The 24,153-nt window shown below is 73.6% G+C and carries 17 protein-coding genes; 3 read left to right on the forward strand and 14 right to left on the reverse strand.

Annotation, left to right across the window (positions count from 1 at the left end; all coding sequences use genetic code 11):
- Positions 1 to 71 precede the first annotated feature (71 nt).
- From KV381_RS13805 to KV381_RS13865, 13 genes are all read right to left on the reverse strand, one after another.
- Positions 72 to 2,024 carry a TOMM precursor leader peptide-binding protein gene (locus KV381_RS13805; protein ID WP_218785295.1) on the reverse strand — a complete coding sequence of 651 codons (1,953 nt, stop codon included), beginning with the start codon at positions 2,022 to 2,024 and terminating at the stop codon, positions 72 to 74.
- Entirely contained in the window at positions 2,021 to 2,776 is a 756-nt protein-coding gene (locus tag KV381_RS13810; protein ID WP_030086226.1) for an ABC transporter permease, read from the reverse strand. The genes KV381_RS13805 and KV381_RS13810 overlap by 4 nt, the downstream gene beginning before the upstream one ends.
- Before the next feature lie 60 nt (positions 2,777 to 2,836).
- The gene (locus KV381_RS13815; RefSeq protein WP_256995233.1) at positions 2,837 to 3,868 is read right to left on the reverse strand and encodes an ABC transporter ATP-binding protein; all 1,032 of its coding nucleotides are present in this window, start codon (positions 3,866 to 3,868) and stop codon (positions 2,837 to 2,839) included.
- Entirely contained in the window at positions 3,865 to 4,986 is a 1,122-nt protein-coding gene (locus KV381_RS13820; RefSeq protein WP_218785296.1) for a site-2 protease family protein, read from the reverse strand. The genes KV381_RS13815 and KV381_RS13820 overlap by 4 nt, the downstream gene beginning before the upstream one ends.
- Positions 4,983 to 6,020 carry a lantibiotic dehydratase C-terminal domain-containing protein gene (locus KV381_RS13825; protein WP_030086229.1) on the reverse strand — a complete coding sequence of 346 codons (1,038 nt, stop codon included), beginning with the start codon at positions 6,018 to 6,020 and terminating at the stop codon, positions 4,983 to 4,985. Before KV381_RS13825 ends, KV381_RS13820 begins: the two co-directional genes overlap by 4 nt.
- Positions 6,017 to 8,743 (reverse strand): lantibiotic dehydratase, encoded by a 2,727-nt coding sequence (locus KV381_RS13830; protein WP_218785297.1) that lies wholly within the window; start codon positions 8,741 to 8,743, stop codon positions 6,017 to 6,019. The genes KV381_RS13825 and KV381_RS13830 overlap by 4 nt, the downstream gene beginning before the upstream one ends.
- 13 nt (positions 8,744 to 8,756) lie before the next feature.
- On the reverse strand, positions 8,757 to 10,346 hold the full coding sequence (locus KV381_RS13835; RefSeq protein WP_218785298.1) for a SagB family peptide dehydrogenase: 1,590 nt from the start codon (positions 10,344 to 10,346) through the stop codon (positions 8,757 to 8,759).
- A gap of 82 nt (positions 10,347 to 10,428) precedes the next feature.
- On the reverse strand, positions 10,429 to 12,483 hold the full coding sequence (locus KV381_RS13840) for a TOMM precursor leader peptide-binding protein (protein ID WP_218785299.1): 2,055 nt from the start codon (positions 12,481 to 12,483) through the stop codon (positions 10,429 to 10,431).
- A complete protein-coding gene (locus KV381_RS13845; RefSeq protein ID WP_218785300.1) occupies positions 12,473 to 14,734 on the reverse strand; it encodes a TOMM precursor leader peptide-binding protein in 2,262 nt (753 codons plus the stop codon). Before KV381_RS13845 ends, KV381_RS13840 begins: the two co-directional genes overlap by 11 nt.
- Before the next feature lie 5 nt (positions 14,735 to 14,739).
- Positions 14,740 to 16,617 carry a BTAD domain-containing putative transcriptional regulator gene (locus KV381_RS13850; protein ID WP_218787215.1) on the reverse strand — a complete coding sequence of 626 codons (1,878 nt, stop codon included), beginning with the start codon at positions 16,615 to 16,617 and terminating at the stop codon, positions 14,740 to 14,742.
- A 14-nt stretch (positions 16,618 to 16,631) separates the two neighbouring features.
- The gene (locus KV381_RS13855) at positions 16,632 to 16,880 is read right to left on the reverse strand and encodes a hypothetical protein (RefSeq protein WP_218785301.1); all 249 of its coding nucleotides are present in this window, start codon (positions 16,878 to 16,880) and stop codon (positions 16,632 to 16,634) included.
- Between the two features lie 361 nt (positions 16,881 to 17,241).
- Entirely contained in the window at positions 17,242 to 19,827 is a 2,586-nt protein-coding gene (locus tag KV381_RS13860; protein ID WP_098026595.1) for an ABC transporter permease, read from the reverse strand.
- On the reverse strand, positions 19,824 to 20,612 hold the full coding sequence (locus KV381_RS13865) for an ABC transporter ATP-binding protein (protein ID WP_030633136.1): 789 nt from the start codon (positions 20,610 to 20,612) through the stop codon (positions 19,824 to 19,826). Before KV381_RS13865 ends, KV381_RS13860 begins: the two co-directional genes overlap by 4 nt.
- A 473-nt stretch (positions 20,613 to 21,085) precedes the next feature.
- Between KV381_RS13865 and KV381_RS13870 the strand changes: the two genes are divergently transcribed.
- Genes KV381_RS13870 through KV381_RS13880 form a run of 3 tightly spaced genes read left to right on the forward strand, consistent with a single transcriptional unit; the run spans position 21,086 to position 23,516 of the window.
- Positions 21,086 to 22,753: an MFS transporter gene (locus KV381_RS13870; RefSeq protein WP_218785302.1), complete on the forward strand. Its 1,668-nt coding sequence runs from the start codon at positions 21,086 to 21,088 to the stop codon at positions 22,751 to 22,753.
- Positions 22,754 to 22,755: 2 nt separating this feature from the next.
- Complete coding sequence (locus tag KV381_RS13875; protein ID WP_218785303.1) at positions 22,756 to 23,073, forward strand: hypothetical protein; 318 nt, start codon at positions 22,756 to 22,758, stop codon at positions 23,071 to 23,073.
- Between the two features lie 53 nt (positions 23,074 to 23,126).
- Positions 23,127 to 23,516: a VOC family protein gene (locus KV381_RS13880; RefSeq protein WP_030633142.1), complete on the forward strand. Its 390-nt coding sequence runs from the start codon at positions 23,127 to 23,129 to the stop codon at positions 23,514 to 23,516.
- Between the two features lie 60 nt (positions 23,517 to 23,576).
- Here the strand turns inward: KV381_RS13880 and KV381_RS13885 are convergent, their stop codons facing one another.
- On the reverse strand, positions 23,577 to 24,119 hold the full coding sequence (locus KV381_RS13885; protein ID WP_218785304.1) for an ATP-binding protein: 543 nt from the start codon (positions 24,117 to 24,119) through the stop codon (positions 23,577 to 23,579).
- Positions 24,120 to 24,153 lie beyond the last annotated feature (34 nt).

A 24,153-nucleotide genomic window follows, 5' to 3' on the forward strand; every position in this document is an offset into this window, starting at 1 on the left:
GCCAGGCCCGCTCGCACGTCGGCCCCCTCCGTCGGTCGGAGGGGGCTGTCGCACGTGTGGCGCGGGCCCGGTCACGGGAACGGGTGCGGGACGGCCTTGATCTCCGCCTCCGGCAGTTCGTCGGCGCGCCGGCCCGCCGCCCGCAGCGCGGTCCGCAGCCGGGGCATGGTCAGCGCCCGCTGTCTGCTCCAGCCGAAGTCCAGCGGCAGCAGTCCGGGGACGATCGTGGAGACGGTGTGCAGGCCCATCCGGTGCTGCTCGGGGGTCGTCTGGTCGACGGCGATGACGTCGTAGCCGGCGCCCGTCAGCCGGTCGCGCAGCAGCCGCAGATCGTCCAGCAGGTCGCCGGTGCGCGGGCGCAGCGGCTGCCAGTCGGCGAACGTCTCGTCCAGCGGGAGGACGGCGGCCGGTTCCAGGTACTCGGCGGCGTGCCGCACCATGGACGGCAGCCCGTAGAGCTGGGCGTGGTCCTTGAGGTGCAGGACCTTGGTGAAGTCCCGCTCCATCGCCTCCAGTTCGGCCCGGCGCTCGGCGACCTGGTAGGGCAGGTGCGGGATGTAGGTGAGGACCTCGGACAGGGCCGCCTCGACCGTATCCGCCGGGTCGAAGCCGGCCGCCGCGCTGAAGGAGAGCGTGCCGTTGCCGCCGTCCCGGCGCACCGCGAGGGCGGTGACGACGGGGACCGCCAGGTCCATCCGCGTATCGAAGGCGTGCACGTCGTAGCCGTGCAGCGCGGCCCGGTCGAGCATCGAGCGGACGGCGGGCGTGGTCGCCGAGGCGAGGTCGATCGCGGTGAGGCGGGCGCGGCCGTACCAGGCGAGGAGGAAGGCGTCCCGCTCGACGAGTTCGAGGAGCCCGAAGAGGATCGCCTCCTCCGGACTCCCGCCGGTGGCACAGCCGTTGGAACACTCGAAGACGAAGTTGTCGGCGTCGACGCCCGCGCTGTAGTGGGCGAGCCGGGCCGGGACCAGGACCGGGGCGTCGTCGCGCAGCGAGTGGGCCCAGACCCAGGGGATCGCCCGGTCCGGGTCGAAGGGGCTGACCAGGGGGTCGGTGGCGTACGTCTCCGGGGTGTAGAAGCCGCAGTCGGCGGGGTTCAGGGCCTGGCCGGAGAGGTTCGCGTAGCTGTCGACGACCGGGGTCGTGCCGCGTCGGCGGTGGGTGCCCGCGTACCGCTCCAGGCCCTCCAGGTGGGCGAGGGTGCGGCTGGTGGCGTACCGGTTGGCCTGACCGCTCCAGGTGACGTCGTTGAGGCCCGCGTAGCCGCGGACGAAGTGGGTTCCGGCGACCGGGGCGGTGGTGGTGGAGGTCGGGTTGATCCAGATGTCCGAACCGAGCGTGCCGCACACCGGGTTGGCGAGCGCGGCGGTCGGCAGCGGGTAGGAGTCGAGGGTGCGGAGCCGGTAGCCGTCGGGGTCCGGCTTGGGGGTGGGGCCCAGCTCCATGCGGGCGGCCTCCGCGGTGTCCGGGACCTCCTGCACACAGGCGGGGCAGAGCGGTTCGGGCAGCAGCGGGAAGGTGGCCGTGGCGAGGGTGACCAGGTCGACGCGGGTGACCTGGGGCAGCGCCCGGTCGGCCGGGGTGGCGTCGGTACCGGTGGTCCTTCCCCGGGCGACCGCCCCGTACGTCGCCCACACCGCGTCCACCGCGTACTCCGTGAGCACCGGCCAGTGCACGGCCCCGTGCGGCTCGTACCCCAGCTCCAGGGCCTCGCGCTCGGACCGGCTGCGCAGCCGCTGCCAGCGCATCGCGAGGCACTGGCCGCAGGCGGTGGCGTCGGGCCCGCCGCCCCAGGGACCGATGAGGACGGCCCGCGAGGTCAGCTGCACGTTGGCGGCCGGCCGGGTGTCGGCGTACGGGTCCGGGCGGCCGAAGCCGAGGACGTCGGCGGCCCCGAGCGGGACGACGTACGGCGCGGGAAGCGGGCTGTTCCCGGGCGTACGGGTGTGGCGGGCGGTCAGCGCGGACTGGAGGCGGGTGCGCGCCACGTCCAGGGGGGTGGATGCGGTGGCCGTCGTCGTCATGACTTGTCGCTCCAGCGGAAGGTCTTCAGCGCCACCGCGCCGAGGACGAGGGCGAATCCGGCGAGGACGGCGCAGGCGACCCCGATGTCGCTCAGGGTGCCGCCACCGGTCAGCGCGCCGGAGACCCCGTCGTTGAGATAGCGCAGCGGCAGGACGCGGGAGAGGGTCTGCATCCAGCCGGGCATGGCGTCCAGCGGGAAGAACGAGCCGGACAGGAACGCCATGGGAATCATCAGGCAGTTGGCGACGGCGGCGACCGCCTCGGGCGTCTTCGCGTAGCTGCCGACGATGACGCCGAGCGCGAGGAACGCGGTGATTCCGAGGACCAGCACCGGCAGGGCGAGCGGCCAGCGGCCGTCCAGCTGGAGTCCGAACGAGGGCAGCAGGGCGACGGCCACGAAGAGGACCGCCTGGACGGCTCCGATGCCGAGCGCCAGGACGTAGCGGGAGGCGAGGACGGCGGAGACGGGCGTGGGCGTCATCCGGATCAGCCGGAGGATGTCGTCGCGCCGCCACTGCATGAGGACGAAGCCGACGCCGAAGACGGCGGCGTTGCCGACGCCCCAGGACAGCACGCCGGGCGCGATGTAGTTGATGTAGGGCTTGCCGCTCTCCTCGACGGTCTGGCCGTGGAAGATCAGCCCGAAGACGACCAGGAAGATCAGCGGGAAGGCGAAGGTGAAGAAGAGGGTGGTGCGGTCGCGGGTGTAGGCCCGGTATCCGGCCTGGCTCAGCGCGGTGTAGGCGCTCATCGGGTGTCTCCGTATCGCTGGATCACTGCACGGGGGGGGTGGAGGGCGGATCGGCCTGGACTACGGCTGCGGGGCCCCGGAGCCGGTGCCGGTGCCGGTGCTCGTACCGGCCCCGGCCCCGGCTCCGGCTCCGGCTCCGGTTCCGGCTCCGGCCTCCGCGCCGGTCAGCTCCAGGTACACGTCCTCCAGGCTGGCCGTCCTGGTCTGTACGCCCTGGAGTCCGGCGATCTCGTCGACGGCGGCCAGCACCCTGCCCGCGGCGAGGGTCTCCAGCACGATCGAGCCGCCCTCCTCGGTCACCCGGTCCACGTCCGGGATGGCGCGGGCCTGTTCGGGGGTGAGGCGGTCGGCCGGGACGAGGAGGCGGGTGGTCGGGCTGGAGGCGGCGATCAGCCGGCCGGGGCTGTCCAGTGCGGCGACCTTGCCCGCGACCATGATGGCGACCCGGTCGCAGAGCGCCTCGGCCTCGTCCAGGTGGTGCGTGGTGTAGACGATGGTGCGGCCCTGGCCCTTGAGGTCGCGCAGGACCTGCCACAGCGAGCGGCGGGCCTGCGGGTCGAGGGCGGCGGTCGGCTCGTCGAGGAAGATCAGCTCGGGGTCGTGGACCAGGGCGGAGGCGATGGCGAGCCGCTGCCGCTGGCCGCCGGAGAGGTCGTCGACCCGGGTGTTCCCCTGCTCGGTGAGGCCGACGGAGGCGAGCGCGCGTTCGGCGGCGGCCGCGTCGCACCGGTAGAGGGCCGCCATGGTGACCAGGTGTTCGCGGGCGGTCAGCCGGACGAAGAACGACGAGGACTGGGTCTGCACGCCGAGCCGGGGCAGCAGGGCGGTGTTGCGCGGCCAGGGGCTCTCCCCCAGGACCGTCACCGTCCCGGAGTCGGCGCGCCGCTGGCCCTCCATGATCTCGACGAGCGTGGTCTTGCCCGCCCCGTTGGGCCCGAGCAGCCCGAAGAACTCCCCGCGTGCGACGGTCAGCGAGACCCCGTCGACGGCCCGGGTCGCGCCGTACGTCTTGTGGACGTCGGCGAGGGCGACGGCGGGCCCGGCGGACGGTCCGGCAACGTCATGGGGCCGGGCCTGGGGGCGGGACTTCAGGCCGTCAACAGATGATGGGCGGCCGCGACGACCGCCGCGACGATCAGAGCGAGAACGAGCACCGTGACCGACACATAGGCGGGGTAGGCGATCCGGGCGCGGCGCGGGTAGGCGGCCGCCTCCGGGGCGCGGCGCAGGGCGAGCCGGACATAGGCGCCGGCCGAGGCGGCGAGGCCGGTGGCCCCGGCGAGCTGGCCCGCGATCCGGTAGCCGTCGAGCGGCGGCAGCGGTACGAGCATGGCGAACGCCTGGACGCTGCCGAGCAGCAGCAGCGCGGCGAACGCCTCGTGCGTGGCGTTGTCCAGCGGGGCGAACAGCCACAGCGCGAAGAACGGGAGCAGGAAGAGCAGGTTCATCACCGCGCCGGCGGCGGCCGTGGCGATGCGGTGCCGGCGGCTGCCGAAATAGAGGTAGTCGTCGACCGTGCAGTACATGATGACGGCGGGCAGCCGCCACCGCAGCCCGATCTCGGCGACCCGCCCGCCGTAGTGCCGGGCCACCACGCCGTGCGCCAGCTCATGGAGGGCGGTGCTCACCCAGAGCAGCACCGCCGTGCCGGTCAGCAGGACCGGATTGCCGAACAACTCCCGCACCGCGAGCAGCAGTTCGCCGGACCGGGCGAGGACCACCACTTCCATGGCGAGGATCAGCGCCAGTAGCGGCACCATCGCCCAGGGCGCGAGCAGAAAGCCGACGGCCCGGTGCAGCCGGGCGGTGGTGGCGTCGGCGTCGGCCACCAGCGGGAGGGTGCCGCGCAGGAGCGTGCGCTTCTCCGGTACGGGGTCGGGGACCCGGGCGCTCTTCGGCGCGGGGGCCCCGGCCAGCAGGCCCTTCGTTCCGAGCAGGGCCAGGAGCTGCTGCCAGTGGGCGTCCGCCAGCCGCCGCCCGTACTCCCCCGCGTACGCCTCGCCGATCTCCGCGAGGCTCCGCCCGCCGTCCATGCGGGCGATGAGGAAGTGCTCCTTGGCCCCGACCTTGAAGGAGTTGCCGGTCTCGGCGTCCTTGATCAGGTGGACGGTCGCGGCCCCGTCCAGCAGCGCGTCGCCGATCAGGACGCGCGGCCGCAGCGCGGGGCGGTAGGAGGCGAGCGAGCCGGGGGCGGCCCCGGATGCGCTCATGCGGACTCCTTGAGGACCCGGCCCAGGACGTGGCTGAGGTAGGCCTCGTCGCGGATGGTGACGTGCAGCCGGTTGTTGGTCATGTGCATGTACGGGGACAGCAGCAGCGGCAGCGCCACGGCCGGGTCGGTGACCCGCTCGTCCCGCTCGCCGTCCCAGGACCGGAAGACCAGGTCGCCGTCCTCGGCCAGTTTCCGTGCCCGGTCGCGGAGTTCGGCGCAGTGCTCGGCCCAGCCGGCCAGCGAACCGGGCAGCGAGCGGGCGCTGCCGGGCGGTGCCGTGGCGGCCCGGACCCGGGCGAACCGGTCCCGCAGCCCGTCCGCCGTGCGGGCGTAGTTGCGGTCGTACTCGTCGGTGCCGATGAAGCCGGTGCCGGGAAAGGCGCGGTGCCAGAACTCGTAGTAGCTGTCCAGGTAGTCGGTCAGCTCGTCCCGGCCGGGCAGGAAGGTCGAGGACATCACCATCATCAACTGGGCGGCGGTGCCCAGCAGGACGGTGCGCAGGTGGAGGTTCTTGGTGGCCAGCGCGTCGATCACCAGATCGCTGGAGTGCCGGAAGTGCCACTCGGCCAGCTCGATCCCGGCGGGCCCGCCGTACTTCCCGAACTCCGGCTCGTACGGCTCGCGGTGGCGGGAGTTGTTGGGGCGCAGGTTCATCCGGCCCTGCTCGTCGGTGTAGTGGCCGCGCTCGCTGCCGGGGAACTCGATCTCGAAGAGGGTGTTGTAGAAGTCGTTGAGGAACCCGGAGTCGACCTCGTACAGCGCCGGCCGCTCGGCGAGGAACGCGTCCACGGCCTGTTCGGCGCGGCGGGCCACCTCCGGTTCGGCGGCGGGCGAGGACGGCTTCAGACGCAGCCGTACGTGGGGGCCCTCCAGCCAGTAGTTGATGAAGAAGTACCCGGCGAGCAGCCCGTCCGCCTCCAGCTCCGCGACCAGCGGGCGGACGCAGTTCAGGAGGAAGGGGCGGGGGTTGGCGGCGTAGAAGACGTGGGTGGCCTGCCAGGCTCCGGCCGTTCCGGTCATGAGCGATGTCATACGGTCCTCCTGCGGACGGGTACGGCCGTCTCCACGGCCAGTTCGGCGACATGGCGGCCGTGGCCGGAGACGGTGGACAGCGCGTCCTCGTCCGGCAGCATCTCCCGGAACACCACCCGGGCGTCCGGCGACTTGATCAGGGCTTCGAAGGCGGACAGGGACAGCGGGCTGTCGAAGTCGAGGTACTGCGGTTTGGCCCCGGTCGCGCCCCGGGCCCCGGTGTCCGACACGGTCGCGAAGACCCGGTCGGGCAGGGCGTGGGTGCGCCGGAAGGCGTGCCAGTCCAGGAACCAGCCGTCCTCCGGGGCGCCGGGCCGGTGCAGCGGCAGGACGGTGGCCGGGGCGCTCCAGCTGCGCCGGCTCAGGACGAGCGAGCCGTGCCGTACCCGGGGCCGCCCGGTGACCCCGCCGCGCGGCTCGCCCTCGGGGACGCCCGCCCACACGTTGAGCGGGGCCATCGACGTCGGCGAGAGGAGGAGCAGCGTGCGGGGCAGTTCGGGCAGGGCGAGCGGGACGAGGTAGCCGAGGTAGACGGGGATCACCTCGCGGTCCAGGCGGACCGAGCGCAGGACGAGCCGGTCGGCCTCCGGGTCGTGCACGAGATAGAGGTCGTCCAGCGCGATCCGGAACTCCGGCTCCAGCGTGCCGCGTTCGCCCGGGCAGACGATCTCGTACGGGGTGAGCCGGCCGTGCAGGTTGAGGTTGCTGGTGACCGGGCCGCCGGTGACCTCGGCGAGGACCGCGCCTTCGGGCACGAGGGCGTCGGTGTCCGCGAGGAGCTGCTCGTCGAGGCCGTCGAAGAGCTGGGTGAACCGGGTGAACGAGAACGACACCCCGCCGTAGGACCGGTTGAGGACGACGAGCGGGTCGCCGGGCCGGTCGGCGATCTGGACGTGGTGGCTCATCGGTGCGAACTCGGGTGCGATGCCATCCAGTTCACCGGATATCGCGTCCAGGAAGTCCTCGTCGACCCGCACTTCGGCCGCGCCCGGCTCCGCCGCCTCCGCCGTCCGCCACAGCGCGGCCATCCGGTCGGTGAAGGTGCGGCGGGCGGTGTCGAGGGCGCGCAGCTTCGCCAGGCCGAGCCAGTTGACCTCGGGCACGTAGGCGCCGTCGGCGTCGTACGGGGTGCGCCCGGCGGAGAACGTCATGTACTGGTCGAAGAAGTCCTCGTGGAAGTCGTGGACCAGCTTCAGCAGGTCGTCGCAGCGCCCGCCGTGGCCGTACCGGGCGAGGAAGAAGCCCTGGAAGGTGATCCGCTGCGGGAGGGTGAGGTCGAAGGCGGGCAGCACCCGCTCCACCGCCGCCAGCGGCCCTGCGGCCAGCTCCCGCCAGGCGTCGGGATCCAGCCCCACCCCGGAGCCCGCCGCCGCGTCCTCGTACAGCAGCGTCTGCGGGACCTTCGCCCGCTCCGCCCCCAGCTCCTCCTCCTGGACCGCCCGCAGCCCGGCCCGTACGGACTCCAGCAGGGCCCGCCGCTCGTCCGGCCCGGCGTCGGCGAAGCGCGCGGCCCGCTCGGCGGGCTCCTCCAGCCGGTCCGCGAGCCGGTCGGCCCAGGGGCGGTCCAGGCCGCGCAGCGCGTCCTGGAAGGCGCGGAGCGGGTCGGTGTCGTGGACCTCGGTGCGCAGGCACGGCACCTGGACCATGCCGACGTCCAGGAGCGCCCCGAGGTACTGCTCGCACTCCTCGCGCGCCGCGCCCCGGTCCTGCTCCAGCCAGGCCGCCAGCTCGCCGTAGCGGAGGGTGCCGCGCTCCTCGAAGAGGCCGAGCAACCGTTCCAGGGTGCCGCTGCGGCGCAGGAAGAACAGCCGGTCCTTCACCGCGTCGAAGGTCACGGCCGCGTCCTCGTCGCCCGTGGTGACCCAGCGCCGGACGTAGCGGACCCGGTCGTCGTCGCGCCCCCAGCCGGAGGCGAGGGCGAGCGGCAGATCGGCGCGGCGGACCGGGTCGGCGATCACCGCGTCGGCGAGCCGGCCCAGCGCCACGACGTTCAGCCGGACCTGCGTCCGCCACTCCTCGCCGACCCGCACGCGCAGCCCGTCGGAACCGCCGAAGACCCCGGGTGCGACGCCGGTGAAGGTGGAGAAGGGGCTGGTCTTGCAGGCGGTCCGGTAGACGTAGGAGAGCAGCGAGCGTTCGATCTTGCGCTGCTTGCGGTCCGGCCGCGCCCCGGCGTCGCGGTCCGTCTTCCGCCGGTAGCCGTCGAGTTGGGCGTCCAGGGTCGGCGAGGCGAGCAGCAGGCCCTTGCGCAGCCTCTCGTGACCGGCGATCCGGGCCAGTTCGGTGCGGCTGCGGCCGGTCTCGGCGGCCAGCAGTCCGGCCCCGGCGCTCCGCCGCTCGTCGAGCGCCCGGCGGCCGGTCAGCCAGTCGGCGAGGGCCCGGGCGGCGGCCGGGTCCAGGTCACGGACCCGGGCGAGGGCGCGCTCGGCGGCCACCGGGTCCGGCAGCCGGTTGTTGAAGACGTCGCGGCGCAGTTTCAGCAGGACGCGGCGCAGCGGTTCGTCGTCGCTGCCGCCGATCAGCCCGTGCAGCTGGTCCGCGACCTTCTCGGCCAGCAGCGCCAACTGCTCGGTGGTGTCCAGGACTTCGTCGGCCCAGCGGCGGCTGTCCGGGCAGCGCAGGGTCTGCACGTCGTCGACCGGAAGCCCGGCGACGCGCAGCATGAACGCGGGCCGGCCATCAGCAGAGTCCGTCGGGCCCACGGTGTTCGCGGTGTCGGTCATCGTCGTCCCCCGCTCAGGCGATCTCGTAGCGGAAGTCGGCGGGGGCCGGGCGTTCGTTGCCGATCATCATGATCAGCAGGGGCGCCTCGCCGGTCCCTTCGAGCCCCAGCTCCTCGATGTAGGAGATGTTGTCGAAGCCGAGGGCGACCCCGCAGCCGAGGTCCACGGCAGCCGCGGCGGTGTAGACGGACTGGGCGACGGCCCCGATGGTGGCGTTGACCAGCCGGTAGCCCCGGTCTCCGACCGCGTCGAGGACGGCGGTGGTGCGGACGGTGGGCACCAGCACGGCTCCGGTCTGCTCCAGGTTGTAGTTGGCGAGGAAGTAGTTCTTCTGGAGGAACTCCCCCGGCCTGCCCTCCTTCACCCGCCGCAGACTCCGCGCCTCGGGGTCGTAGGCGTACGAGCCGGGCTCGATGCCCTCCACATGGCCGACGAACGCGTACAGCTTCGCCAGCCGTACGTCACCGGTGTCGCCGCCGAGCCGCGATCCGGCCGCGGCCGCCGCCAGGCAGGCGGCCAGCTGGTCGGCGGTGACCGGCTTCCGGGCGTCGAACCGGCCGAAGCTGGAGCGGCGGGCGCGCAGGGCGGTGCGTACGTCGGCGTCCAGCGGCCGGGCGGCCGGCAGCGTGACCTCCGGCAGCCGCTCGTCGGCGGGGTGGGCGGCGGCCGGGGCCAGGGCGCCGGGGGCGGGCCGGGCGGCGGCGTCGGCGGAGGTGGCGGCCTGCATGCGGAGCAGCGCGTCGAAGGTGAGGACGGTACGGGAGCGCTCGACGTCCTTGTGCCGGACGGACACGGGGGTGGCGGAGGCCGGCGACCGGCCCGAACCCACGTCAGCACCGGCCCACTTGAGCGGCACGACCGCGAAGATGCCCTCCTCTCTCGGGTCGACGCCGAGCAGTTCCGCGATTTGTTCCTCGTCGAACCAGAGGGCCGGCTCGACGGCCAGCCCCCGGGCGGCCGCCCACATCCGCCAGGTCTGGACGCAGGCCCCGAGGTCCATGGAGACGGCGTGGAAGGAGAAGCTGTTGTACTTGAAGGAGTTCTGCCAGTACTTGATGCCCAGCACCAGGTACTGATCGGTCTCCGGCCCCGGCGCGCCCTCGCCCAGCGCGTCGCGGACCCGGCCGGAGACGTCGCCCGTGAGCAGCCGCCGCATGGAGTGCTGCCGGGTGGAGTAGTAGTGCACGCCCGGCGGTACGGGGCCGCTCGGCCCGGACACCCAGTGGATGCTGACCGGGTACAGCCCGCCGCCGGAGGCGGAACCGCGCGACCAGTTGGCCAGCGGGTAGAACGGCAGCGCGTTCAGGTCCGTGTTGGCCTGGACGCCGAGGCGGCGGCCGGTCAGCCCGTACGAGTCACGGAGCATGCCGGAGAGCGTGCCCAGGTCGAACTCCCCCTGGCCGGGGCCGCCTTCGGGGAACAGGCCCCGGTCGAGCGTCGCCCCGGGCGGGTAGGGGGCGTCCGGCAGCGGGAAGCCGTCCGTGTCCGGGTGGAACTTGGCCTTGCGGGGGCCGTCCTGCCAGTTCGGCACATAGTCCACGGGTTCCATCGGGACCCGGCCGCGATACATGATCGCGGCGGCGTATTCATGGGCGTATCCCATGGCGAGCTCCTTGGTCACGGCAAGAGGGAGCGGGAGGAGGAAGGGCGCGGCGGGCGCGGGCCGGGGGCGGGCAGAGGCGCGGTCATGGGAACGGGTGCGGGGCCGGGTTCAGGTCGGCGTCGGTGAGGTCCGCCGTCCGCAGGCCCGCCTCCCGCAGGGCGGTGCGCAGCCGGGGCAGGCGCAGGGCCCGCTGACGGGTCCAGCCGAAGTCGATCGGCAGCAGTCCGGGCACGATCACGCTCACCGTGGTCAGGCCCAGGTCGCGCTGTTCCGGCATGGTCTGGTCGACGACGACCACGTCGAACCCGGCGGCGGCGACAGCGTCCACGCAGCGCGTGAGGTCCTCGCGGAGATCGTCGGAGACCGGAAGGACCGGCCGCGCGCCGGGCCCGTCCCCGTACAGCTCGTCGAAGGAGCGGAGGGGCGGGCGGACGCTTCCCGGTGCGCCGAGCAGGAAGTCCGCGTGGTCGCCCATCTCCGGGATCCCGTAGGCCAGCGGGTGGTCGTGCAGCGCCTCGACCTTCGCGAAGTCGTGCGTCATCGCGCGCAGCCGCTCCTCGTCGCGCTCGGTGCGGCCCTGGAGGTTGACGGCGTCGGTGGCGATCTCGCAGAGCGCCCCGGCGAGCGCCGCCTCCGGGTCGAGCCCGGCCCCCGCACCGAAGCACATCCGGCCGGGCCCGCCGTCGGGGCGGACGGCGACGCCGGTGACGACGGGGATCGGGAAGGTGATCCGGGTGTCGAAGAACCGTGCCTCGTAGCCGTACATCTCCAGCCGGTCCACCATCTGCCGGGTGGCGGGGCGGCGGCTGGTGCGCGGGTCGATCTCGGGCAGGGCGGCCCGCCCGTACCAGGAGAGCAGGAACGCGTCCCGCTCGACGACCTCCATCAGCCCGAAGAAGACGGCCTCCTCCAACGCACCGCCGGACGCACAGCCGTTGGAGCTCTCCTGCACGAACCGGTTCTCCAGGCCCGGCGCGTGGTAGTACGTGAGCACCTCGGGGACCAGGACGGTGTGTCCGTCGCGCAGCGACCAGCCGCGCACCCAGGGGATCTCGCGGTCCGGGGTGAAGGGCAGGACGCGGGGGTTGGCGCGGTGGAATTCGTCGGAGTAGAGGCCGCAGACGCGCGGGTCCACGACGGCCCGCCCCTCGGCGCGCAGGGCGTGCAGACTGGCCCGCACCTGGGCGCGTTTGGCGCGGGACCGCATGCCCGCGTACCGCTCCAGGCCCTCCAGGACCCCGATGCGCAGGCTCTCGGCGAAGGTGTCGGCGTGCCCGCCCCAGAACGTCTCGCGCAGATACGGCCCCGAACGCATGGAGAAGCAGCCGATGGTGGCGGAGGTGGACGTGGAGGAGACGTCCTGGACGACGGAGGGCCCGAGCGACCCGCAGACGGGGTTGGCGTAGGGCGCGACGGGCAGTTCGTACGTCCCGATGTCCCGGACCCGGAAGCCGTCGGGCCGCAGTTTGGGCGCGGGCCGCAGGGTGAGGGCCGCCGAGGCGTCGCTGTCGGGCTCGGGCCGCCCGCAGCCGGGGCACTCCGGGTCGGGGACGAGCGGGTAGTGGCGGACGGCCAGGGTCTGGAGGTCGACGAGATGGACGGCGGGGAAGGCCCCGGTGTCCGGTCCGCCGCCGGCCGCGCGGGCGGCGATGACACCGGCGAGGGCCTCGGCCGCGAAGGGGGTGATGTACGGGTTCGGGCCCGCGGCCCGGGTCCCGGCACCGAGCTCCAGCGCCTCGCGCAGCGCGACGGACCGCACGCCCTGCCAGCGCCGCTCCAGGCAGCGGGCGCACGGGCGTTGCTCGGCGCCGGGCGGCACGGGGAACGGGCCGACGACGGCGTGCCGCCCGTAGTAGCGCACGGGGACGGCGCGGGCGGGGTCCGCCACGTCCTCGTCGCCCGCGACGGCACCGGCGGGGTCCGTCGCCTCGTCGACCCCGAACGCATCGCGTACGCCCAGGGGTTGGACGTCCACCGGGGCGGCACCCGCCGCCTCTCCGCCGTGCCGGGCGAGCCCGTCGCGCAGGAGCGCCGCGAGCAGCCGGGTGGACTCGGCCAGCACGGATGCGGAGCGCGTGGCGGGGACGGTCGAGGCGACCGGCGCGGTCGGCGCGGCCGACAGGGTCTCAACGGCCATCGGGGCCACCCTCGCCGTCCACCGTGAGCAGCACCCGGGCCGTGGCGATCGGGCCGGAGTCCAGGTCCGCCGGGGTCGTCGGCGCGTACAGCGCATCGCGTCCCGCCGACCGCAGCGCCTCCAGCACCGCGTCGAACGTGGTCTCCGCCGCGTCCGCCGCCACCGACTCCCCGCCCACCGCGATCGTCCCGGGGGCCAGGTCGGCCACCAGCGGGTCGCCCAGGTCGACGCTCGCCGCCGGGTCCTCGGCGGCGAGCTGCACCTGGCCGAGCAGGTCGCGCAGGGCGGACGCGGCCGCCGTACGCCGCGACAGCCCGGCCCCGACCGCCCAACGGGCTCCGGCGGACGGGCCGTTCGCCTCGCGGGCGAGCACCACGTGCGCCGAGGTGCGGTCGGCCTCGCCCAGGTCCAGGAGGTCCACGGCGATGTCCAGGTTGGCGGCGGACTTCAGCAGGAACACCAGCTCCGGATCGTCGCCGCCGACCGCGAGCGGGCTCACCCGGGTGGCGCCCCGTACCGCGCGGAGCAGCGCGTCGTGGGCGAGCGCGGACAGCAGCCCCCGGCCCGCCGCCTCCGCCGCGCTGCCGCCCGCCCCCGCGCCCGCCGTGGTCGCCAGGTGGACCCGGTCGGCGTTGTGCGGCCCGAACGGGCGCAGGGCGGCGGCCGGTACGCGCACCGGGTCCTTGCCGATCAGCGAGGTGGCGACCGCCCAGGCGGCGGGCACGGCCCCGGCCCCGCCGCCGGTCGTCAGGGCGTCGGGCCCGAGCGTCCGCAGCTCCTGCGCACCGTCCTCCGGCGACGGGGCCGGGGCAGAGGCCGGGGGCACGACGTGCTCCACGTACGCCTCGGCCGCCGCGTGCAGCGCCCGGGTCCGCGCCCCGGCCAGATGGTGCACGTCGAACGCGGCGATCCGGCGGCGCTCACCGCCTCCGAGCGCCACCTCGACCCGGCTGAGCTTCAGCGGGGTCTGGGTCAGCTCCTCGTCGTCGTACCGGCGGAAGATCCCGGTGTACGGGCGGACCAGCGCCGTGCTGATCCGGTTGAGCTCCTCGACCAGGCCCTCCGCGTCGCGGGCGGTCTCCACGGTCGCGGTGACGGGCAGCGCGAGCGGGCCGGGCAGGGCCGCGTGCTCCACGCCTCCGTCGCAGCGGGTGCACCGGGGGTGGGGCTGGACGGGTTCGGCCATCACGTCCAGCGAATCCAGGTCCTGGACGAGGACCTGGCCGGCCGTCTCGGCGGGCAGCGCGCCGGTGGTCAGGCGGAAGATCTCGTAGCCGACGAGGTTGCCGGCCATGGCGGCGACCGGCCCGGACAGGGCGGCCCCGTCGTGCGGTACGGCCCCGGCCGCCTCGCTCCACAACTCCGCCGCCGCGCCCGCGTCGACGTTGCCGCCCAGCCGCAGCAGGGCGCAGGACCAGCAGCCGGTGGAGCCCGCGGTGGAGAGCGGGCCGACGATCAGGCGGCGGCCGAACAGCCAGACGGGGATGAGGGTCACGCCCTCGGGCACCCCGGCGGCCAGCAGCCGGTGGGTGCGCGCCCCGGCTCCCGCGCCGGTGACCACGACGACGTCGTGGCCGTCGAGGGCGGCCCAGCCCGCGTCCGCACCGGCGGTGAGCGTGCCGACGCGCGCACCGTTGGCGGCGGCCTCGGCGGTGACCTCGTCGGAGGCCGCCACGGTGCCGTCGGCGGCGATGCTCGCGCAGCCGTTGCGCACCAGGCTCAGCGCGCACCAGCGGGCCGTCTCGTCGTCGCCGAGGACGGCGACGCGGGTGGCGCGGTAGCGGGCGAAGCGGGCGGGGGCGTCGTCGGTGTAGTGGTCGACGTAGGCGATCTGCGCGGCGAACCGCTCGGCGGTCTCCTGGTCGAGGGCGTCCTCCGCCGCCGCCTCGGCCTCGGGGATGTCGCGGGCGAAGCCGCGCGCGTACAGCGTCTTGACCAGTTCGGCGGCCATCGCCCGCTGTGCGGGCCCGAATCCGGCGCACAGGTCGGCCAGCCGGTGGTGCCCGGTGAGGTGCGGGACGACGAGCGAGGCGAAGCGGTAGGCGGTGCGGCCGGTGAGGTGGAAGCCGCCGTCGGCGTTGTGGAACAGCACCCCGCCGGGGGTCTCGGTGAACAGCACGTCGCGGCGGATGCGCGGCCGGGTGCCGGCGAGCGCGTCGAACGCGGCCGCCGCGGGCGCCGCGGCCGCCGATGGGGGCGCGGCGGGTGCGGCGGGCGTGGCAGGGGCTGTGGGAGCGGCGCTCTCGGCCATGGGGGTCACACCTTCTCTGTGCGGCGGTCGCGGATCCGTGCGGTTCTTCGTACGTGGGCGCGGAGCAGGTCGTGGATGCGGTACGGGCCCGGCGGGCCGTCCTCCAGCAGTCCGGCGTCGGCGAGTTGCTCCCGTACGGCTTCGGGTACGGGGCCCTCGTCCTCGGGGCCCCGGTCGGCGAGCAGCTCCGGCGGGCCCTGGGCGAGGTGGGTGAAGGCCTCCGACAGCCGGGGGTCGAGGCGGTCGAGCGCCCGGTCGAAGAGGCCGGTGACCGAGTGGTCCGGGGAGTCGGTCAGGGTGAGCCGGGCGAGCGGGTCGTCGCCCAGCCAGTCGACGGCGTCGGCGAGCCGCAGCCCCGGCCGGGTCAGCAGCCGGGCGGTGAGGATGCGCAGGGCGGCCGGGAAGTGCCCGCACAGAACAGCGAGTTGACGGGCCGCGCGGGGTTCGGCCTCCACCCGCTCGGCGCCCAGGGTGGCGAGCAGCAGGGCGTACGACTCGGCGGCGGTGAAGGCGGTCAGCCGCTGCACCCAGCCGCCGTGGGTGGCGATGAGCCCGCCGAGCCCCATCCGGCTGGTGACCACGACGGCGGGCTCGGGCCCGTCGGCGGAGACCGGCGGGAGCAGCGGGCGCACCTGGTCGGCGTCGACCACGTCGTCCAGGATCAGCAGGGCCCGCCCTTCGCCCGGCTCCCGCAGCGCGAGGGCCACTTCGGCGGCCACCTCGTCGGCCGTGCGGGGTTCGCCGTCCGCGCGGGTCATGCGGACGAGCAACTGCCCGGCGGGGAAGGCGTCCCGGACGAGCCGGGCGACGTGCTGGGCGAGCGCCGACTTGCCGATGCCGGGCGCGCCGGACACCAGGACGGTGAGCGGCCGGTGGTCATCGGGGCCGCCGGCGGCGGGTTCGGTGAGCCGGGCGGCCAGGGCGGCGGCCTCGGCGGTCCGCCCGGTGAAGTGCGGCACGGCCGGGACGGGCCCGACACCGGACACGGCGGCCGGGGCGAGCGCCCCGCCACCGGCCGGAACGGCGGCGGCCGGGGTCGTGACCGGAACAGCCTCGGACGAGGCCGGGGCCGCAGCGGCGGCGGCCGGGAGGGGAACCGTCTCGCCCCGGATCACGCGGGAGGCGTCGGGACCGGCGGAGCCCAGGTCCTCCCCTCGCAGGATGGACAGTTCGAGGCGGCGCAGCGAGGGCGAGGGGTCCACGCCCAGCTCCTCCAGCAGGAAGCCCTTGACCCTGCGGTACTCGGCGAGGGCCTGGGACTGGCGTCCGGTGCGGTAGAGCGCCTCGATGAGCTGTTCGTGGAAGCGTTCGTGCCCCGGATATACGCGCGTAGCGGTCCACAGGTCGACGAGCGCCTCACCGCAGCGCCCGAGCCCCAGCAGCAGATCGCAGACCCGCTCGACCGCGCGCAGCCGCTCCTCCGCGAGCCGGGGCACCTCGTCGCGGTGCAGCACCTCGGACCGTACGTTGGCGAGCAGCGCGCCCTGCCAGAGCGCGAGGGCGTCCCTGAGCGCGTGGAGCTCCGCCTCCGGGTCGCGGTCCAGCCCGGCGGCCCGGCGCACCTGGTCGCGGAAGCCGAGGAGGTCCAGGGTGGGCGGTTCGGCGGTGATCCGGTAGCCGCCGGGCACCGCTTCGATGGCGGTGCCGGTGACGCCGTGCTTGGCGAACAGCCGACGGAGCCGCAGGACACAGGTCTGGAGGGCGGCGCGGGCGGTGGCGGGCTGCTCCTCACCCCACACCGCGCGCTGCAAGTACTCGGCGGACACCGTGGAGTTGGCGTTCAGGAGGAGTGCGGCGAGCAGGTTCGCGGGCTTGGAGGGCTGGAGGACGACGGTGTCGGGTCCGTCCGCGAGGGCCAGCGGCCCCAGCAGCTGGAACCGCATCACGCTCGGCACCTCTAGTCCCAGCCGTTGACCAGCTTGCACACCCGAACCGGCGCGGAATCAGGGGGCAGTTGGCCGATGACATCGGCCAACTCCGTACAGACCAGCCGGGTGAGGCCGTCGGCGACGGGCGGGTGGCCCGGGGGCGTGGTGGCCGATGCGGTGCCGGTGGAGAGGGTGAGGGCGGCGAGGGCGATCCCGGTGACGAGGGCGGCTGCTCTGGCCGGACGGCGCTGCTTCTGCGCGAGCGAGGACCTGGACACGTTTTCCCCTTCGACGGTGGCGTCGGAGCCGGGGTTCCTCCCGGCACGGACGACGATGCCAGCGCGGAACGCGCCACGAGAGAGGCGGCGGTGTCAGCTTGCTGCACGGGGTCCGGAAGCCGTGTGCAGCAAGTTGACACGGTTCGCCATGACCGTCCGGCCGGGACGGGGAACGGGGGGCGAGGAAAGGGCCGTCGGCGCCCGGGACGAGGCCGGGGAACAGGTCGGCCCCGGGACGTTTGGAGGAACGTCCCGGGGCCTGCCGGTCATCCTACGGTGACACCGGAAGGGTCACGGCCGTCGGGCCACGTTGACGCCCTCGGGGGCGCCGCCGGGTCACCGTCATGGGGCGGGAGGGTGCTCACCCGTCCGTCGCGATGGCGTTGAGGACGTTCATCCGGCCCGCCCGGAAGGCCGGGACGAGAGCGGCGAACAGTCCGACGAGGGCGGAGCAGGCGAAGACCGTGAGGATCGTCGGCCACGGGATCTCCAGGACCTCCAGGCCCTCCAGCGCCAGCAGCTTCTGGGCCGCCGTGCCCCAGCCCATCCCGAGTCCGAGTCCGAGCAGCGCCCCGAAGAGGGCGATGACCACGGACTCCAGCCGGATCATGCGGCGCAGCTGGCGGCGGGAGAGCCCGATGGCGCGCATCAGGCCGATCTCGCGGGTCCGCTCGACCACGGAGAGGGCGAGGGTGTTCACCACACCGAGCACCGCGACGATGATCGCCAGGGCGAGCAGACCGTAGACGATGTTCAGCAGCTGGCCGATCTGGTTCTTCAGGTCTTCCTTGAAGTCGGCCTGGTTCTGCACCTTGTAGACCGGGTATTCGGCGACGGCGCTCTTGAGGGCCGCGTACGCCTCCTTCTCCTTGCCCTCCTCCGCCTTGCCGAACATCGCCACGTTCTGCGGCATCTTGTCGGCGGGGACGTAGGAGGCGGCGGTGGTGAGGTTGGTGTACATCGCGCCGCGGTCGATGTTGGTGTCGTCGGAGGTGATGGCGGCGACCTTCAGCTTCGCCGTCTCGCCGGCCGTGAACGCGACGGTGAGGGTGTCGCCGACCTTGACCCCGTGCTTCTCGGCGTAGTCCTCGCCGACGGACATGGCGTTCTCGCCGTACGCCTTGGAGAGGTCGCCGGAGAGCGCGGTGCGGCGGACGTCCTGCTGATAGGTCGGGTCGGCGGCGGTGATGCCGTCGTCCTCCGTCGTGCCGTCCGGGGTGGTGATCTTCGCCTTGACGAAGGTGTAGGACGTCAGGTGCTCCAGGCCCGGCACCGCCTTCAGGGCCTCGGCGGCCTGCGGCACGATCGGCCGTCCGGCGCCGCTGTCCTGGACGATGAAGTCCGCGCCGACCGACTTGTCGAGCTCCTCGGTGGCCGAGGCGACCATGGAGGACCCGACGACGGACAGGCAGGCCACCAGGGCGAGCCCGATCATCAGGGCGGCGCCGGTCGCTCCCGTACGCCGGGGGTTGCGCAGGGCGTTGCGCTCGGCCAGCCGGCCGACCGGGCCGAAGAGCCGCAGGACGACGACGCTCAGCCCGCGCACCACCACACCGGCCAGCAGCGGGCCGATCACGATGAAGCCGATGAGGGTCAGCAGCACGCCGAGGGCGAGGAACATCGAGCCCTCGGTGGCCTTGTCGGCCTGGGTGGTCGTCCACAGGGCCGCGCCGCCCGCCGCGGTCAGGACGAGGCCGATACCGGCCCTGACCCGGCCGGACCGGCCGTCGGCGGGGGTTCCGGCATCGCGCAGGGCGGCCATCGGGGAGACCTTGCCGGCCCGGCGGGCCGGGATGTACGCGGCGAGGACGGTGACGATGACGCCGAGCGTCAGGCCGATCGCCGGGGTCGTCCAGGCGACGGTGAGGTCCCGGGTGGACAGCTCCATGCCCACGGCGCCCATCAGCTTCATCAGCCCGACGGCGAGGCCGACGCCGGCCGCGACGCCGAGGACGGAGCCGACGATGCCGAGGAGGACCGCCTCCACCAGCACGGACCGGTTGACCTGCTTGCGGCTGGAGCCGATGGCCCGCATCAGGCCGATCTCGCGGGTGCGCTGGGCGACCAGCATCGAGAAGGTGTTGACGATGAGGAAGATGCCGACGAGGAGGGCGATTCCGGCGAAGCCGAGCATCGCGTACTTCATGACGTCCAGGAAGGCTCCCATCTCGTTCTTGTTGGCGTCGGCGGCCTCCTGCTGGGTCTGGAGCTTGTACGCGGTGGTGTCGCCGAGGGCGGCGGCCACGTTCTTCTTGAGCTGGGCGTCGCTGACGCCGCTCCCGGCCGTCACCAGGATCTGGTTGAAGACGTCGGGTGCGCCCAGCAGGTGCTTCTGCGCGGTGGCGGTGTCGAGGTAGACGACCGCCGCGCCCGGGTTGGTGACGGTGAAGGACGCGATGCCGCTGATCTTCGCCCGGAGGTCGCCGGTGGCGGCGATGGTGCGCAGTTCGTCGCCGATCGCGAGCTTGTGCTTCTTCGCGGTGTCGGCGTCGACCATCACCTCGGTGGGACCGCGGGGTGCGTGCCCGGAGGTGATCTCCATCGAACGCAGGTCGTTCTCGGTCCAGTTGCTCGCGATGGTGGGGGCGCCGGTGTCGGAGCCCATGTTCTTGTTGTCGCGGTCGACGACGGTGACCGCCATGGAGAAGGCGGACCCCTCGGCCCGCTCCACCCCGTCGGCCTTCTGGACCTGCTGGATCGCGGAGGCGGGCAGCGAGGCGGGCTTGCCGTTGTCGGGCTGCTCGCCGTCGTCGGCCGCGCTCTTCGGGCTGACGGTGACGTCGGGCGAGGAGATGGTGAAGAGCTTGTCGAACGTGGTGTTCATCGTGTCGGTGAACACGAGCGTGCCGCAGACGAACGCCACGGACAGCAGCACCGCCACGGCGGAGAGAGCCATCCGGCCCTTGTGCGCGAGGAAGTTGCGCAGCGAGGTCTTCCAGATGGTCATGACGTCCGCCCACGTGCGTCGAAGTGCTTCATGCGGTCGAGGACCTGCTCCGCGGTCGGGTTCTGCATCTCGTCGACGATGGAACCGTCGGCGAGATACAGCACCCGGTCCGCGTAGGAGGCGGCGACGGGGTCGTGGGTGACCATGACGATGGTCTGGCCCAGCTCGTCGACCGACCTGCGGAGGAACGACAGGACTTCGGCCCCGGCGCGGGAGTCCAGGTTTCCGGTGGGCTCGTCGCCGAAGATGATCTCCGGCCGGGCGGCGAGCGCCCGGGCGACGGCGACGCGCTGCTGCTGGCCGCCGGAGAGCTGGGTCGGGCGGTGCTTGAGGCGCTCGGCGAGGCCGACGGTCTCCACGACCTGCTGGAGCCAGCCGGCGTCGGGCTTCCGGCCCGCGATGTCCATCGGCAGCGTGATGTTCTCGATCGCGTTGAGCGTCGGGAGCAGGTTGAACGCCTGGAAGATGAACCCGATCCGGTCGCGCCGGAGCTGGGTGAGCTTCTTGTCCTTGAGCTTGGTGATCTCGGTCTCGTCGAGGAAGATCTCGCCCGACGTCACCGTGTCGAGCCCGGCCAGGCAGTGCATCAGGGTCGACTTGCCGGAGCCGGACGGGCCCATGATCGCCGTGAACTGCCCGCGGGCGATGTCCACGTCGACGTGGTCGAGCGCGACGACCCGGGTCTCTCCGGTGCCGTACGCCTTCACGACCTGCCGCGCTCGCGCCGCGACGGCCGTACGCCCTCCAGTGCCCCCGTGCCTGGGAATGGTCACAGCCGTTGTCACGGTATTTCTCCTATGTCGGTCGATGACTGGACGTCGTCGGCTACGTTCCGAGTCTGGGTTCCGGACGGTGTCCGGCGCGATGGTGCTCAGCGCAGTCTTCGGGTGGGGTTTTCCCCACCCGCCCCCCTGCGGTGGGCCGTAGCGGCGACGTAAGAAGAGGTTAAGGAAATGCCCCCTGCCGCCACGTCCTCCGGCGGGAGGAACGGGCCCTGGCCCCTTTGAGGGGGCGCCCCCTAGGGGTCTCGTCCGCCAGGCGGAGGCGAGGTCAGGGGCACGGTTCGGCCCGGCGGGGCGGCGGGCGGCGACGCGGGCGGACCGGCCGGTGAACCGGAGCGAAGGGGTCCGCCGACGACCCCTTACCCACCCTGCCCTTCCCGCGCCCCCGCCCCGCGCCATTCCGGTGGACCCTCCCCCTCCGGGGCTCCCGGATGAGACAGTGCCCCGGGAGATACGTGCATAGGGAAGGAAACCCGGTGAGCGGCACGGACGGCGGCGGAAAGAGCGGCACAGGCGATACGGGGTCGCAGGCGGGTGACAGCGCGGGCCCCGCCCCGGGCGGCGAGGGCGGCGCGGCGCCCGCCCTCACCACGCCCCGCGGCCGTCGCCCCGTCGTGGCGGCGCTCATGCTCGGCATGGCGCTGGCCGCCATCGACGGCACCATCGTCTCCACCGCCGTCCCGCAGATCGTCGGCGACCTCGGCGGCTTCACCGTCTTCTCCTGGCTCTTCTCCGGCTATCTGCTGGCCGTCACCGTCACCCTCCCCCTGTACGGGAAGCTCTCCGACACCTTCGGCCGCAAGCCGGTCCTGATCGCCGGGATCATCCTGTTCCTGGCCGGCTCGGTCCTCTGCGCGGCCGCCTGGAACATGGCCGCGCTCATCGCCTTCCGGATCGTCCAGGGCCTCGGCGGCGGCGCACTCCAGGGCACGGTCCAGACGATCGCTGCCGACCTCTATCCGCTCAAGGAACGGCCGCGCATCCAGGCGAAGCTGTCCACGGTGTGGGCGACCTCGGCGGTGGCCGGGCCGGTGGTGGGCGGGCTGCTCGCCGGGTACGCGGACTGGCGGTGGATCTTCCTGATCAACCTCCCGGTCGGCGCGGTCGCCCTCTGGCTGGTCGTCCGCCACCTCCACGAACCGGCCCGACCCCGCCCCGCCGCCCGGCCCCGGGTCGACTGGGCGGGCGCGCTCGCCGTCTTCGCGACCGGCGCCCTGCTGCTCACGGCGCTCGTGCAGGGCGGCGTCGCCTGGCCCTGGCTCTCGGCGCCCTCGCTCGGCCTGTTCGGGATCAGCGCGGTGCTGGCGGCCCTGACCGTGGTGATCGAGCGGCGGGCCGCGGAGCCGATCATCCCGGGCTGGGTGTGGCGGCGGCGCACCATCGCCTCGGTCAACCTGGCGCTCGGCGCGATGGGGCTGCTGATGGTCGCGCCGACCGTCTTCCTGCCCACGTACGCCCAGTCGGTGCTGGGCCTCGGCCCGATAGCCGCCGGGTTCGTGCTCTCGGTGATGACGCTGAGCTGGCCCGTGTCGGCGGCCCTGTCCGACCGGGTCTACAACCGCATCGGCTTCCGGCTCACCGCGATCGTCGGCATGAGCTGTGCCCTGCTGATCCTGCTGGCCTTCCCGCTCCTCCCCTACCCCGGCGCGCCCTGGCACCCCGCCCTGCTGATGCTGCTGCTCGGCGCGGCCCTCGGTCTGTTCCAGCTGCCGCTGATCGTGGGCGTCCAGTCGACGGTCGGCTGGGCGGAGCGCGGTACGACGACGGCCTCGGTCCTCTTCTGCCGCCAGGTCGGCCAGAGCATCGGCGCGGCGGTCTTCGGGGCCGTCGCCAACGGCGTCCTGGCCGCCCGCCTCCTGGACGCCCCGGTGAGCGGCCTGCCCGACGACCTGGACGCGGTGGCCCGCACCCTGGAGGACCCGGGCGGCCTCTCGGCGGCGGCGACGGACTATCTGCGCCGGGCGGTCGACGCGGCGGTGGACCACGTCTACATCGGGGCCGCCGGTGCCGCGGCCCTGGCCCTGCTCGCCCTGATCACCCTCGCCCCGCGCCGCTTCCCGGTCATCACGGAGACCCCGGCCGCCGCCGACACCGCGGGGGCGGACATCATGGACCGCCACGCGACCCCGACGGACCAAGGATGACGATGACACCGCTGTCTTCCGGCGACGACCGGCCCGACAAGCCCACCGAGACCGACCAGCTCGACCAGCTCGACCAGGAGACGGTGGACCGCTTCTGCAAGATCTGGGCCGACACCGGCTTCAACGACCCGGCCGATGAGCACTACGTTCTCTTCGACGGCTACACCCTCGACGAGGACCCCGAGGCCCGCGCCGAACTGCTGACGCTGGTCCGCACCCTCGGGCTGGAGCACGTCGACAACCCGCCGGGCGCCGCGGCCGGCGAGGTGTGGGTCCGTACGGACCCCCGTATCGACGCCGAACTCGGGAACTGGGCATAGCCTGGGCACATCGTCAGCAGATGGCTCGGGCCGAAAGCACCGGAGAACACCCCATGAGAATCCACGTGACCAGCGTCTTCGTCCACGACCAGGACGAGGCTCTGCGCTTCTACACGGATGTGCTGGGCTTCGAGAAGAAGCACGACGTACCGCTCGGCGGCGAGAACCGCTGGCTGACCGTTGTCTCCCCGGAGGACCCCGACGGCACCGAGCTTCTGCTGGAGCCCGACAAGCACCCCGCCGTGAAGCCGTACACGACGGCCCTGTTCGCCGACGGCATCCCGGCCGCCTCCTTCCGCGTGGACGACGTCCACGCGGAGTTCGACCGGCTCGGCAAGCTCGGCGTCCGCTTCACCCAGGAGCCGCTGGACATGGGCCCCGTCGCCACCGCCGTCCTGGACGACACCTGCGGCAACCTGATCCAGATCATGCACAGCGCCTGAGCCCGGCCCGTCACCGCCGTCACCGGCCGGCCCCGGCCCCGGCCCGCCGGCTGTCCGTGATCAGACCTGTTCCCGGACCGCATCGGCGGGCGGATCGGCCGCCACCTCCGCCCACACCGTCTTCCCGATCGGGTTCCGGGGCTCCCATCCCCACCGGGTCGCCAGGCACTCCACCAGGAACAGGCCGCGCCCTGACTCCTGGTCGTCCGGTGGCAGGGCCGGAGCCTCCGGCGTACGGCCGAGCAAGGCGTCCGAGACCTCGATACGGAAGCGGGCCGCGGGCAGTTCGTAGTCCACCCACACAAGGAAGTTCCGCCCGCGCAGCCGCCCGTGGCACACCGCGTTGGCGGCCAGTTCCGCCACCACCAGCGCCACCGAGCACGAGGCGTCGCTCATCGGCCCGAACCCCCACTCCCCCAACTGCCGCACCACGGTACGGCGGGCGAGCCTGGCCCCTCGCGGCGTCGACGGGAACTGCCGCGACAGGCACCCGTATCCGTTCGGGGTCAGCCCGAAGCCGCGCGGACGGGGCGGGGCCGCGTCCTTGTCCTTGCGACCGGCCTTCTTCGCCTCGGTCGCCCTCTTGCCGGTCATGGTGATCATCCGTTCGCTCGACTCCTCTCGCGTCACCCACGCG

Origin of the sequence: Streptomyces sp. WY228 (assembly GCF_019287315.1) — a bacterium.
GTDB lineage: Bacteria > Actinomycetota > Actinomycetes > Streptomycetales > Streptomycetaceae > Streptomyces > Streptomyces caviscabies.

Excerpts from the sequence above, each read along its gene's own strand:
- KV381_RS13835 (WP_218785298.1), bottom strand. The coding sequence starts at position 10,346 with ATGGGATACGCCCATGAATACGCCGCCGCGATCATGTATCGCGGCCGG.
- KV381_RS13810 (WP_030086226.1), bottom strand. The coding sequence starts at position 2,776 with ATGAGCGCCTACACCGCGCTGAGCCAGGCCGGATACCGGGCCTACACC.
- KV381_RS13885 (WP_218785304.1), bottom strand. The coding sequence starts at position 24,119 with ATGATCACCATGACCGGCAAGAGGGCGACCGAGGCGAAGAAGGCCGGT.
- KV381_RS13845 (WP_218785300.1), bottom strand. The coding sequence starts at position 14,734 with ATGGCCGAGAGCGCCGCTCCCACAGCCCCTGCCACGCCCGCCGCACCC.
- KV381_RS13805 (WP_218785295.1), bottom strand. The coding sequence starts at position 2,024 with ATGACGACGACGGCCACCGCATCCACCCCCCTGGACGTGGCGCGCACC.
- KV381_RS13825 (WP_030086229.1), bottom strand. The coding sequence starts at position 6,020 with ATGACATCGCTCATGACCGGAACGGCCGGAGCCTGGCAGGCCACCCAC.
- KV381_RS13860 (WP_098026595.1), bottom strand. The coding sequence starts at position 19,827 with ATGACCATCTGGAAGACCTCGCTGCGCAACTTCCTCGCGCACAAGGGC.
- KV381_RS13880 (WP_030633142.1), top strand. The coding sequence starts at position 23,127 with ATGAGAATCCACGTGACCAGCGTCTTCGTCCACGACCAGGACGAGGCT.
- KV381_RS13850 (WP_218787215.1), bottom strand. The coding sequence starts at position 16,617 with ATGCGGTTCCAGCTGCTGGGGCCGCTGGCCCTCGCGGACGGACCCGAC.
- KV381_RS13830 (WP_218785297.1), bottom strand. The coding sequence starts at position 8,743 with ATGACCGACACCGCGAACACCGTGGGCCCGACGGACTCTGCTGATGGC.
- KV381_RS13820 (WP_218785296.1), bottom strand. The coding sequence starts at position 4,986 with ATGAGCGCATCCGGGGCCGCCCCCGGCTCGCTCGCCTCCTACCGCCCC.
- KV381_RS13840 (WP_218785299.1), bottom strand. The coding sequence starts at position 12,483 with ATGGCCGTTGAGACCCTGTCGGCCGCGCCGACCGCGCCGGTCGCCTCG.
- KV381_RS13875 (WP_218785303.1), top strand. The coding sequence starts at position 22,756 with ATGACACCGCTGTCTTCCGGCGACGACCGGCCCGACAAGCCCACCGAG.